The following is a 12118-nucleotide window of genomic DNA, read 5'->3' as shown; positions in this document are numbered from 1 at the left end:
TTAAGAAGCGCGCAACTTGCCGTAAGCCGAACAGAAGATCAAGCGTAGGAAAAGTCTATCGAGTTAGCCCAAGTAGCGTGCGACGATCGCCCGATAGGTACCGTCCAGCGAATAGCCGCCGACGAGGATGTTGCCATCATTCTGCACCGCGATTGAAGTGGCTGTGTCAAGGCTGCGGCCCAGTCGGGTGCGTACAAATCCGCTGCCGTCGCCAAAGTCGCCATCGAGCTGCCCGCCCGGCAGGTATCGGCCCAATACAAAGTCGGCCTCGACGCCGCCAATGGTGGCGCCCGCGGTCAACACGCTGCCGTCCGGCTGCATTTGCGCGGCAGTCCATTGGCAACCGCTGCGACCGATTTCCAGTAATTGCGCCTGGCCGCCATTGCAATGATGATCCGGGCGTCCATTGGCGTGTATTTTCAGGGCCAGGCAGCGCATGGGTTCGCGGCTGCTGCCAAAACATTGAACGTCGCCGTTGGCCTGCTGGACGAGTTGGCTGACTTGGGCACTGTGTCCGCATGCCATGAAACTCATGAAGCCATCCAGGGCAAAACTGCTGTCCAGGCTGCCATCGGCATGATAGCGGGCCACCAGGCCTTCTTCCGGGAAATTGATTGAGCCACCGACCAGGATGCGGCCGTCGTCTTGTACCGTCACACTGCTGAGCCAGGTATTCATCAGCAGGTGCCTGACCATCACAAAGCCGCGGCCATTGAAGCTGTTGTCCAGCGCGCCCTCTGCGGTCAGCCGTATCAGCATGGCGGCATGATCGGCGAGTTCGAAGTGATGATTGGCCACCAACAGGATGCGACCGTCGTCCTGCACGTCGACGCCGCAGGCCTCGGCGCCTGGTACGCCCGGGGGTAGCCAGACGTCGCGCATGCCCTGGGAGAAGTTGCCTGGCAGCCGCACGACGCGACGGCCATTGTCGCCAAAACGCTTGACCGGTTGACCCAGCGAGTCAAACAGCGCCAGCGCGGGGAGTGTGCAGTGTTCGCTTTCGTATTGCAGGCCGACGATCAAGATGTGCCCATTGGGCAGCACCTTTACCTTTCCCGCCATGGCCTCGAAACCCGGTTCGAATTGCCCGATGACACTGCCTTGTTTGCCAAAAGCCAGGTCCGCTGAACCGTCCCTGAGCAAACGTGCCAGGCCAAAGCGGCTGCCACCAGGCAGGGTGACCTTAGCCGCCACCAATAGCCGGCCCTGTGAATCAATTGCGATGTCGTTGGCCAAGCTTGAAGTGCTGCCGAAGAAATACACCTGGGCGGTGCCTTTGGCAGCGAAGGTAGTGTCTAGCTTTCCAGCATCACGGACAATTGCCGGGAAAGCCAAAACAGACTGGATTGACATGCACGCATCTCCTTGCGAGTCGTCCTTATCCAGAAGTTGGGCGGTGGCGACTTTCTAGAGAATATTCAATCCCTGAATGATTAAATGCACAACTGTCAGAACAAACAGACGGAGGGTCGTTGTGTGCCACAACAGTGTCTTTTCGAACCAATGGCAAGCCAGCAAAGAATTAAGGGCGCGTCGAAGTTCAAGTAAGAAAGCGTCTTGAGTGCGCTTGGCGTGAAAAAACAGCCATATAATTCCAGCCAGGGATGCGGATTACCTGACGTAATCCGCCATACAGTTATTGCGGCATCGACCATGATTGCAACGTGTAGCCTTCTTCGCTCAGCTCGGCGCGGGCCTGTTGCAGCAAGCACTCAAGCTGCGCTGGATCGGTATAGGCGCTGCTCGGGATCTGCTTGCGTCCAATATTGTTATTGGTGCGGTCGATCACGGTGAGGGTCAGTTCGCCATTACCGTCTTGTGGGGCCCAGGCCACGCATTTGAACGGTTTAAATGCGCGGTCGGCAATCAAAAGAGCTTCGTTGACACGGAGTGGGGCGTTCATAGGTCGTCTCTCTATAGGCCCAGTCAAGTCAATTGCCGTCGGTTGGGCTTACCGTTCGGCTGGTTACTTGTACTGATGCCCGTAACCGGGGTTCAGGTCACACTCAAGCAAAAGAAATTTCAACTTTCTTTCGCATCCCAAGGATACAGCCTCGCGTTGAAAGCGTAATGAAAGAAAACTTTCGTCAGATGGCTGGAAAATCCCGCTTCTTATAACTCTTTATCTAGAAGCCCTATAGTCAAACGGTACAAGCGCCCGTCAAATTCTTGCTAACGTTACAGCCAGGTCCGCCAAATGACTGTTTTTAATAAAAAATCCTTAAATTTGGCGTCAAGGAAATCACATGAACGAAGCGCCTGCGTTACGTCGTTTATTAGTGGTGGATCCCTGCGACGACTGCCATCGTTTGCTGCCGGGATTACGCTCCGTGGGATGGGACGTTGATAGCTGTTCGCTGGACAACGCCGCCGATCGAAGTTGTGACGTGGGCTTGTTACGATTACAGCCCTTTCACCTTGAGCATCCGGATACCGTCAAAGAGGTGATCAGCCGAAGCGGTACCGAGTGGATCGCCGTACTCAATCAGGATGTCCTGCGGCTACAGAATGTCGGGGACTTTGTCTGCGAGTGGTTTTTCGATTTTCATACCTTGCCGTTCGATGTCTCCAGGGTCCAGGTCACATTGGGTCGGGCCTTTGGCATGGCGCGGCTGCGCGGACAGGGCACGGTTCATATCGATCAGCCTGAGCACGAACTGCTGGGCGACAGCAAGCCCATACGCGAATTGCGCAAGTTACTGAGCAAGCTGGCGCCCACCGAATCGCCGGTGTTGATTCGTGGCGAAAGCGGTACTGGTAAAGAATTGGTGGCGCGTACGCTGCATCGACAATCCCTGCGCCACAGCAAGCCCTTTGTCGCTATCAATTGCGGGGCTATTCCCGAGCACCTGATCCAGTCCGAGCTGTTTGGCCACGAGAAGGGCGCCTTTACGGGTGCCCATCAACGTAAGATCGGGCGGATCGAAGCGGCCAACGGCGGCACGCTGTTTCTCGACGAGATCGGTGATCTGCCCCTGGAACTGCAGGCGAGCCTGTTGCGGTTCCTCCAGGAAAAACACATCGAGCGGGTGGGCGGCAGTCAGCCGATTCCGGTGGATGTGCGGGTACTGGCGGCAACCCATGTCGATCTTGAAGCGGCGATTGAAAAGAAAGGCTTTCGCGAAGACTTGTATTATCGTCTGAACGTGTTGCAAGTCGCGACCGCGCCCCTGCGTGAGCGCAATGGCGACCTGTCGATGCTGGCCAACCATTTTTCCCATTTCTACAGCCATGAAACTGGCCGCCGTCCCCGCAGCTTCAGCGAAGACGCACTGATAGCCATGGGCAAACATGACTGGCCGGGCAATGTGCGCGAGCTGGCCAACCGGGTGCGGCGCGGGTTGGTGCTGGCCGAGGGCCGGCAGATCGAAGCGCGAGACCTCGGGCTGATCAGCCATCACACCGTTGCCGCGCCGATGGGCACGCTGGAAGACTACAAGCACCGGGCAGAGCGCCAGGCCTTGTGTGATGTACTAAACCGCCACAGCGACAACCTGAGCATTGCCGCCAAGGTGCTGGGGATATCCAGGCCGACCTTCTACCGGTTGTTGCACAAGCATCAAATTCGCTGAACACGATACCGTAGGAGCGAGCATGCTCGCGATGGACCACAGGACACCACGGGGTGCCAGGCTTCCCGCGTAATCGTTGAGGACCATCGCGAGCATGCTCGCTCCTACAGAAAGAAAAAGCCCCGTTGCGATTGAAGTCGCAACGGGGCTTTGTCGTGGGTCAGAAGTAGTACGGGAATTTCAGGCTGAAGGAAAAGTCCGGCGAGTCGTCGGTCAGGCCGATGGCCAGGTTGGGAACGATCGTAAGGTTGTCGGTGGCGGCCAAGGTCATGCCGATGTTGAAGTTGGCCGAGTTGTAGTCGCTGTTGGAGATCGATTGCCAATCGCCGCCGTCCGGCTTGATCTTGCTCTTGCGTGCGAACTGATCGGTGAAGGAGAACGACATACTCATCTTCTCGTTCAAGGCGAAGGCAATGCCGGCGCCGATCTGCCAGGAATCGCCCAGTTTCACGTCCCCGGGCACCTTGGAATTGACCTGAGGGCTGATGTCGCTGAAAGAGTCCTCCATGTTGTAGGTGTAGGCCAAGCTGCCGAACAGCACGGCCGGGTCGAAGGTCTTGACCAGCGAGATCCCCGGGGTGATCGACCAGACACCATTGCCGGTCGGCAAGTCTTCGGGTACCGCGAGGTTATCGTTGCCCGGGACCTCGATCAGCTTGATACCGTAAGGGTCTTCCCCGGTTGGCGCCTTGATGCGCAGTGTCGCCACCGCGTCGGGCAGGTTGGCTGACTCGTCGAGGAATTTGTAGGCCACGCCAACGTTCACATCGCCGATGGCCGGGTCGCGGGTAACGGTTTCGTCTGAAACCCCGTTGGCGGCGCCGCCGGCACCACCGGAGGAGTACGTAGACTCGCGATAGATCACGGGGACGTTAATGTCGAACTGCCAGCGTTGCGCTACGTTGTAGCGGGCGGTCAGGTCCAGTGTCCAGTTGTCGGCCTTGATGCGGTCCAGGTTGATGTTGCCGAGAAAAATCGAGTCCAGTGCCAGGAAGCCGTTGAGCGTCAGCGCACGGGTATCGTAGTGCGTGTAGGTCAGGCCGGTTTCGACGCTGAACTTGCCGCCGCCGAAGAACCCGCTGGCTTCGTCGTACAGGTTGGATACGCTTTGTGCCGGTTCCGAGTCATCCTTGAGCGACTGCCCGTAGGAGCTGCCCGTGGTTCCGGGCGCGCCGGTAGCCACCTTCTGGCCACTATTGGGCGATTCCGCGGGGGACTTGGTCAGGCGTTTGGGCGCAGGTGTCGCAGGAGCTTCTTCGACTTGTCGAACGCGCTGTTCGAGGACCATCAGCGCGTTCTGTTGTGCTTCGTAACGCTGTTTCAACTCCATGAGTTCTTGTTTTAGTGCTTCTACCTGGGGGTCCGGTGCTGCGTATAGCAATGGGGCCGGTGCCAGGCTACTCAGACAAACGATAACTCTGAACGTTAACGATCGGTGCATGGGTTAGCCGTCCCTTCTGACTACAGATGATGAGACTGAGCGTAGATCAGAATCCTTGAGTGCGAAGACCTTTGAGCTGGTCCAGATTGCCGTTCAACGAGCCGGCTGTCGCCATGTTGTCGCGCAGCACGACATTCAACGATGTGAGGTTCCTGACCTGGTTGCTATTGCCGAGCAACGTCGTGTTCTGCATCAACCCGCCCTGGGCCAGGCGTTGCATGGTACTGCCCTGGTTGTTGTTGGCCATGATGTTAAGTTGCACCCCAGAACCGCTCGAGGAAACGCTCAGCGTGCCCGCGCCATTGGAACCGACCAAGGTCGAACCCGCGGCAAGTGCCTGGCCCTGCTGTTGCGTGGCTGGCGCCTGGTTGGCCTTGGTAACGTTGATATCGACGTTGTTGTAGGCACTGTTGTTGTCGCCGGCAGCCCGCACGACTTGAGTGACGCCTTCGGTGCTGTTGAGGCCGCCACCGCCGGTGACCGTGCCGGTGCCGGTGCTTTGGGTACGCGCTGAACCAGTGCCTTTTTCGTCGATCAACGACACATAGAATTGTGGCTTGATGGTCGACTGTTGAATTTGCATCGAGGACGTTGCCCCGATCACTTCCCCGTTGGCGTTTTGCCAGGTGCTGGTCATGGCAATCCCGAAACTGATGATCCGTCCCGGCAAGACATAACGCCCGCGCAGGCTTGCCAGTTCCTGGTCGTTCAACTCAATGGGTTTCAATATTTCTGCATGGATCGGCAGGCTGGCGGCCAGGCAAACGACGGCCAGCCAGATTGGAGTCTTCATTGGATACTCCCCGAGCATCATGCTCGCTTGTTATTAGAAGAAGTCGCTTTGTATGAAGCCGAAATCCATCAACTCCGCGTCCTGCACCGGGCTGAAGGTATTGACGCGGTTCTTGGCAGTCAGTGGCAGGGGCGGGTCGAGCAATGCATTATTTTTGTCGTAGCCTTGGCCGATGACGGCAAAGATGATGCCGTTCCAGCCTTTGATAAAGTCATCGACTTTGTAGCGTTTATGCCCGAGTACCGGATCGCCGATATAGACCCAGTCGTTATGGACTCTTTGCATGACCACAAAGTGTTTGTAGCCACGGATGTCCATGAGTACCACCACCGGAATCCTGATCTCCTTCAAAGATTCAGGTGATACACGATAGCCACGCGCCCGCATCCCGAGACTTTCCACGTAGCGCTTCATGTCGAGCATGGAGAAACCCTGGACGCGGACCAGATCCTGATCGGAATGTGACAGCATGCCTTCGATGATCTGTTCTTCGTCTACGTCAAGCCAGTAGGCCTGGCGCAAGATGGTCGCAAGCGCAGCGGCGCCGCAACTGAAATCGGTTTTCTGCTGCACCAGGTCGGCAAATTTGCGCTCGCGAATGCTCTGGATCGGTTTGTACACCACCGCACCGCCTGGCAGGACAGACAGCGGCAGTTGTGCAGCCTCGATCACACTGGACACGCAAAGCAAGATTGCCAAGGCGATAATACGCATGGTGGGGACGCCTTCTGGTTGGGTTGAAAAGGCCCCCGGAAGGGGGCCTCGACTGACAGCATTAGAACGATTGGTTGGAGATGGCCAACGAGTTGCTTTGTTGGTTGCCCACACCAGCAGCCACGTTGACGCCCAGGTTGCCGCTGCCGCCGTTCACCGAACCGCTCAGGGTTGCAGTGTTGGTTACAGGGTTGGCCCAGCCGGTTGGAGTCAGCACTTGATAAGAGTAGGTGTTGCTCAAATCATAAGAGCTGCTTTCGCTCCAGCTTTTCGCTTTTGCGTACTCGGATTCGGACGACTTGCTGCCCGATTTGTCATACGACGACGCGTTGGCTTTCTCGAACGAAGTGTCGAACGATTTTTCGAACGAGGAATCGCGCGATTTGTCGTACGAGGATTCACGGGATTTGTCGTACGAGACATCGAGAGACTTGTCGAACGAGGATTCGCGAGACCTGTCGAACGAGGATTCGCGCGATTTGTCGTATGATTTGTCTACCGACACGTCAAGCGAAGCGCTAAGCGAAGCGGTAAGCGATGCATCGGACTCTCTGCTGCGGGTGCGATCGCCCCAGCCATTGTTGACGGTAGTGGAGTGGGAAGACGCCGCCGCAGCGTCCAGGGAAGCGTCCAGGGAAGCATTCAAAGAAGCACTCGATGAACCGCTTGCACTGCTGCTATTGGAACCACTCGCAGCGCTGCTGTTGGAACCGCTTGCGTCCAGGCTGAAGGAACCGCTCGCGCTGCTGCTGTTGGAACCGCTGGCATTACTGCTTTTGGATCCGCTTGCATCCAGGCTGAAGGAACCGCTGGCTTCAGAGCTCCTGGAACCGGCAGCGGCCCAGCTCGACGAGTTGCTTTGACTGCCACTGGCTTCGAAGGACTTCTCGCGAGAGGCGCTACCGCTAGCGGTTTTGGTAACCGTAATGGTATCCACGCGATAGGTCCGGTCAGCGGTGTTGTTCACGATCAAGCCAGGACCGTCCTGGTTGGCGGAGGCGGTGGCTCTTGCGCTACCCAGTGGGGCATTGGTGTTGGCAATTGCCATGGTGTTTTTCTGCTGGTTCAGGTCGCCGCCAGCAATGTTGACACCCACGTTACCGCTGCTGCCATCGGCGGATCCACTCATCACGGCAGAGTTGGTTACGCCGAAGTTGTGGACGACGTTACGGTTGCTGGTTTGCCGCACGTCGGCGGAGGCAGTGGCCGTGCCGAACACGAAGCTGTTGTCGATCGCGGCGTTGTCGGAGGCTGCGTTGGCGATGGCGGCGGCGTTGTCTTGCTGGTTGCCGTTACCTGCCGCCACGTTGACGCCGACGTTGCCACTTGCGCCTTGGGCCGAACTGCTCATCTCGGCCGAGTTTTCTACCCCTTCATTCCAGATGCGATTGTTGGTGCTGCTCTGTCTGTCGTGAGCATTGGCAGTCGCACTGATAGGGATCATTTTTGCAGGAGGGGTGTGGTGGCCTCCGTTGTGATGATGGTTACCACGCCGATCGTTTTGCCCAGCTTGTACAGCAACAGCCATGACCGCAGCAATTGCGAAAACCAGAGGCTTTAATGCCATCGAAGGTTTCATGGTGATTCTCCGTACTTATTTTAGGTTAAGTGTTGTTATTACCTGTTTGGGTCAGTCCACGACCCGTACGCTGAGGGTGTTGGCCATTCGGTTTCCCACCCCGGCGCTCTGATTCAACTGAATGAGCCCACGGCTACCGGTGAAAGCCTGGTCACTTGTAGTGACCTGGCGATAGCCTGGTGCGGAGTCAGTTGGATCGGAGTTGTAGAGCAGCGTCACGTTCTGTTGCATGAGGACGCTGTCATCGATACTTTGCGGCTGTGCGCTGGTGCTGATCCGCAGCGCATTGGCTTGCTGGTTGCTGGCGCCCGCGCTCTGGTTGACGCCCAACGCGCCATTGCCATGGCTGAAGGAGTCGCCTTGAATGCTGGATCGGGCATCCATGTTGGGGTCGACAATGGTGCGTAACCGTTGGCGAATCTCTGTGGTCGCGCTGGCGTTATGACCCGCGGCGATGGCCCGGGCATTAGCCTGTTGCTGCAGGTCGCCGGCCGCCTGGTTGACCGCGAAGTTGCCTTGATACTGCGCGCCCGAACCGTCGATGTCGGCGTTATTGATGACGGGGACGGGGGATTGGGCGAAGGTCGATGCACTGCAAAACATGGCGAACATCAGCAGCGTACGATTCATCTTAACGGTCTCCCGTTATGATTTTCAGGGCGCCCAGGCCCTGTTGGACGTTGGAGTTGACCATGTTGGCAATGCCGCTGCCGGAATTGCCCGAACGCCCGGCGGGGAGGTTGGAAAGTTGGGTCTGGGTGCTGATATTGCCGCCCAGGTTGTTGGTGTTTTGCGTCACTAGGCGGGAGATGCCTGCACCACTGGCAACGCCGGCAAAGTCACCGTCACTCAACTCATTGGTTTGAGCGAGGACCTGTTTGGACGGGTTGGCGTTGACGGTCGTGGGGTTAGGGTCGGGAACGAGCGGCGCACTCGTCGCGTTGCGCACCTGGACATCACGCTTGATGATGATAATGCCGTTGTCCGCTTGTACAGACAGACAAGCCATTGAGCTCAGTGCGCATCCGATCAGCAGGAGACTATGAATTTTGTTCTGAAGTTTCCCCACGGCGGCAATTCCTTCTGTAAGTGGAACGCTGGCCCTTATCAGCGTTGCAGGGGAAGAGAGCAGAAGGTGTGCCGGTTTTTGATTTGTCTTTAATAACAGTGGCTTGGCTTTAACTGTTGAGGTGGTGAAAAACACTTTGTAACGTCACTGAGACAAAGCCGCGCGAAAGTGCCGTCCATGCTGGCGGCATTGCTTGCTAAGGGCGTTTAGGGAGCGTTGTATCAGCGGCTTAACATTTTCTTGAAAGAATGCTCGAACCGCTCTAGCTCGATGATTTGCGCGAGATGAGGTGTTTCAGCAATGGACATTTTCTGGCAGGGCGGGGCCGCCCTGTCAGGTGCGTAGCAAGCGTGTCACAGCCTCGAACGCCATGTCCTTGCGTTGTTGCCAGTCACCTTGCAGTACCTCGTAAGGCTGGCGATGCAGCTCAAACCACTGGCGGCTGGCCTGGAAAAATGCCTGGCGTTCTTCCAGTTGCGGCTGGCAACGCTGTCCGTCGTCATGCCAGGCCACCGTATCAGGGCTCAGCAGCAGGTGAAGGTCGTAATGGCGTTTCTGCAAAGCCCGTTCGATCCACGACGGGCAGGCGCCGAACAACGTTCGACTCCAAAGTACATTGCTTAACAGGTGCGTATCGAGAATCAACAGTGACGGCTGTTTCGCCCGTGCCTGATCTTCCCAAGTAAGCTGGCCAAGTGCTATGGGCGTAATGTCTTCGAAGCAGGTTAGCCGGGCTTCATTCTCGATGAAATACCGAACATACTCGCCGACCAATATGCCGCCGAAATTGGCGTGAATCTCGCTCGAAAGCCAGCTTTTGCCACTCGATTCCGGTCCTGCCAGCACCAGCACCTTCATGGGCATAGCACCGGGTCGCTGCGCCATGTCCGCCAGCCTTGAATAGCCAACAGGGCGAACAACCCATACAGGGCAGCCGTCAGGTACATCCCCTTATAGAGGAACAAGCCGACGAAGACGCAGTCCAGGACGATCCACAACGGCCAGCACTGCAGGCGTTTTTGCGCCATCCACCATTGCGCCACCAGGCTGAAAGCCGTGAGGGCGGCATCTAGCCAGGGTTGTGCGGCATCGGTCCAGTGTGCCATGGCGGCGCCCAGCAACAGGCTGCCGAGCGCGCCAAGGGCCAGCCCCGAAGCCACCGCCTGCCCATCCAGCCGGCTGACCTCGCGTCCAAGATGCGCCTGGCCTGCGCGCGTCCATTGCCACCAGCCATAAATCTGCAGCGCGGCATATATCACTTGCAGCAACATGTCCGAATACAGCTTCACCTCAAAAAAGATCCAGCTGTAGATCAGCACCATGACCAGGCCGATCGGCCAGCACCAAGGGTTCTGCTTGACCGTCAACCAGACGGCGATGACGCCGAGGGTAGCGGCAAACAGTTCAAGCCCGGACATAAGTTTCCCTGGAAAATCGAAGAGGGGGCGAATTGTAACCGGATTACCGCGAAGAGGCTTGATGCAGCGTCTCTATCGGAGCCTGCAACACGACAGCATTAGGCGTACTTGTCTGCTAGGATTTCGTCCCGCACGCAAAAACCTGAAATCAAACTGATTTTTCACGAAACTCTGGAGATTTTTGCGTAGGCTTGTGCGCGCGGGACTCAACGACGCTGATTTACAGTAAACGGCTTTGAATAAATTAACGGGGCATGCGTCGACGCATTGCCTTTTGGGGGATTGATGGATCTTTGGACGGCCTTTCAGGCTTTGATTCTTGGCATTGTAGAAGGGCTGACGGAGTTCTTGCCCATTTCCAGTACCGGGCACCAGATTATTGTCGCCGACTTGCTCAACTTCGGTGGTGAGCGTGCCATGGCGTTCAACATCATTATCCAGCTCGGCGCCATCCTGGCGGTAGTCTGGCAGTTTCGTCGCAAGATTTTCGATGTGGTAGTGGGCCTGCCGACGCAGCCCAATGCCCGGCGCTTTACCGCCAACCTGCTGATTGCCTTCTTTCCGGCGGTGGTATTGGGGGTGATTTTCGCCGACTTGATTCACCACTACCTGTTCAACCCGATCACGGTAGCCACGGCATTGGTCGTGGGCGGCATCGTCATGTTGTGGGCTGAAAAGCGCCAGCACGAAGTACATGCAGAAAGCGTCGATGACATGACCTGGAAAGACGCCCTTAAAGTCGGCCTGGCCCAGTGCCTGGCGATGATTCCGGGCACCTCGCGCTCAGGCTCGACGATCATCGGCGGCTTGTTGTTCGGCCTGTCGCGCAAGACCGCTACCGAGTTTTCCTTCTTCCTGGCCATGCCGACCATGGTGGGGGCTGCGGTGTACTCGGGGTACAAGTACCGCGACCTGTTCGTGCCTGCGGATTTCCCGGTGTTTGCGATTGGCTTCATCACGGCGTTCATTTTCGCGATGATCGCGGTGCGAGGCTTGCTCATGTTCATCGCCAGCCACAGTTATGCGGTGTTCGCCTGGTACCGCATTGCTTTCGGCTTGCTCATCCTGGCCACCTGGCAATTCGGTTGGGTTGACTGGGCCGCGGCCAAGCCATGAATGGTGTCAGCGCGCGCAACGGGGCAAACATCCGCCACCTGCGCCTGAAGCTGCTGGTGTTTGCGATGGTGTGCGCGCTGCCGCTGTTCGGTTCGATGTCGTGGTGGCTGCAAGGGGGTTCACTGATTCCCCTGGCGGCCTACGGTATCGTCAGCGTGCTGGCGTTCCTGCTGTACTGGAGCGACAAGCGCAAAGCGCGCGTTGATCACTGGCGTACGCCGGAAAACGTCCTGCATGCGCTGGAATTCGCTGGCGGCTGGCCGGGCGCCTTGCTCGCGCAGCAAGTGTTTCGGCACAAGACGCGCAAGGTGTCCTTTCAACTGGTGTTCTGGATCATCGTGCTGCTGCACCAGGTGTTCTGGATCGACCAGCTGTTCCTCGAGGCGCAGCTGTTCTCACTGTTCTGATCGAGGCGC

13 protein-coding genes are annotated in these 12118 nt (G+C 57.4%); 3 read left to right on the top strand and 10 right to left on the bottom strand.

Features of this window, described 5'->3' with window-relative positions:
- Window positions 1–63 precede the first annotated feature (63 nt).
- Together AC1Q8Q_RS03355 and AC1Q8Q_RS03350 are read right to left on the bottom strand one after the other, a co-directional pair.
- Window positions 64–1353, bottom strand: coding sequence for an NHL repeat-containing protein (locus AC1Q8Q_RS03355; RefSeq protein ID WP_492614826.1), 1290 nt, complete (start codon window positions 1351–1353; stop codon window positions 64–66).
- A gap of 283 nt (window positions 1354–1636) precedes the next feature.
- Window positions 1637–1903, bottom strand: a complete 267-nt coding sequence (locus tag AC1Q8Q_RS03350; protein ID WP_033041741.1) for a hypothetical protein — start codon at window positions 1901–1903, stop codon at window positions 1637–1639.
- A 343-nt stretch (window positions 1904–2246) separates the two neighbouring features.
- On the opposite strand from AC1Q8Q_RS03350, the gene AC1Q8Q_RS03345 reads away from it, so the two are divergent.
- Window positions 2247–3572, top strand: coding sequence for a sigma-54 dependent transcriptional regulator (locus AC1Q8Q_RS03345; RefSeq protein ID WP_168758218.1), 1326 nt, complete (start codon window positions 2247–2249; stop codon window positions 3570–3572).
- A 160-nt stretch (window positions 3573–3732) separates the two neighbouring features.
- Here the strand turns inward: AC1Q8Q_RS03345 and fapF are convergent, their stop codons facing one another.
- The 8 genes from fapF to pnuC all read right to left on the bottom strand — a co-directional run bounded on the left by fapF (window position 3733) and on the right by pnuC (window position 10586).
- Window positions 3733–5013 carry a fibril amyloid transporter FapF gene (fapF, locus tag AC1Q8Q_RS03340; RefSeq protein WP_033038538.1) on the bottom strand — a complete coding sequence of 427 codons (1281 nt, stop codon included), beginning with the start codon at window positions 5011–5013 and terminating at the stop codon, window positions 3733–3735.
- 46 nt (window positions 5014–5059) lie between these two features.
- The gene (fapE, locus tag AC1Q8Q_RS03335; RefSeq protein WP_020797152.1) at window positions 5060–5806 is read right to left on the bottom strand and encodes a fibril amyloid subunit FapE; all 747 of its coding nucleotides are present in this window, start codon (window positions 5804–5806) and stop codon (window positions 5060–5062) included.
- Window positions 5807–5839: 33 nt separating this feature from the next.
- Window positions 5840–6520, bottom strand: coding sequence for a fibril amyloid maturation endopeptidase FapD (fapD, locus tag AC1Q8Q_RS03330; protein ID WP_020797151.1), 681 nt, complete (start codon window positions 6518–6520; stop codon window positions 5840–5842).
- A 61-nt stretch (window positions 6521–6581) separates the two neighbouring features.
- Window positions 6582–8099: an amyloid-like fimbrin subunit FapC gene (gene fapC, locus AC1Q8Q_RS03325; protein WP_168758217.1), complete on the bottom strand. Its 1518-nt coding sequence runs from the start codon at window positions 8097–8099 to the stop codon at window positions 6582–6584.
- A 51-nt stretch (window positions 8100–8150) separates the two neighbouring features.
- Complete coding sequence (gene fapB / locus AC1Q8Q_RS03320) at window positions 8151–8729, bottom strand: fibril amyloid subunit FapB (protein WP_168758216.1); 579 nt, start codon at window positions 8727–8729, stop codon at window positions 8151–8153.
- Between the two features lies 1 nt (window position 8730).
- A complete protein-coding gene (fapA, locus tag AC1Q8Q_RS03315) occupies window positions 8731–9168 on the bottom strand; it encodes a functional amyloid chaperone FapA (protein ID WP_492614851.1) in 438 nt (145 codons plus the stop codon).
- A 333-nt stretch (window positions 9169–9501) separates the two neighbouring features.
- Window positions 9502–10026, bottom strand: a complete 525-nt coding sequence (locus AC1Q8Q_RS03310) for an AAA family ATPase (protein WP_168759183.1) — start codon at window positions 10024–10026, stop codon at window positions 9502–9504.
- Entirely contained in the window at window positions 10023–10586 is a 564-nt protein-coding gene (gene pnuC / locus AC1Q8Q_RS03305; RefSeq protein WP_020797146.1) for a nicotinamide riboside transporter PnuC, read from the bottom strand. The genes AC1Q8Q_RS03310 and pnuC overlap by 4 nt, the downstream gene beginning before the upstream one ends.
- 285 nt (window positions 10587–10871) lie before the next feature.
- Here pnuC and AC1Q8Q_RS03300 point away from each other — a divergent pair, with 285 nt between their 5' ends.
- Together AC1Q8Q_RS03300 and AC1Q8Q_RS03295 are read left to right on the top strand one after the other, a co-directional pair.
- Window positions 10872–11702 (top strand): undecaprenyl-diphosphate phosphatase, encoded by an 831-nt coding sequence (locus tag AC1Q8Q_RS03300; protein ID WP_492614825.1) that lies wholly within the window; start codon window positions 10872–10874, stop codon window positions 11700–11702.
- Window positions 11699–12109, top strand: coding sequence for a DUF1294 domain-containing protein (locus tag AC1Q8Q_RS03295; protein ID WP_020797144.1), 411 nt, complete (start codon window positions 11699–11701; stop codon window positions 12107–12109). The genes AC1Q8Q_RS03300 and AC1Q8Q_RS03295 overlap by 4 nt, the downstream gene beginning before the upstream one ends.
- The last annotated feature ends 9 nt before the right edge of the window (window positions 12110–12118 follow it).

It is taken from the genome of Pseudomonas sp. GW823-FHT06B06 (genome assembly GCF_058795195.1).
This window is presented reverse-complemented; position numbering and strand designations above follow the sequence as displayed.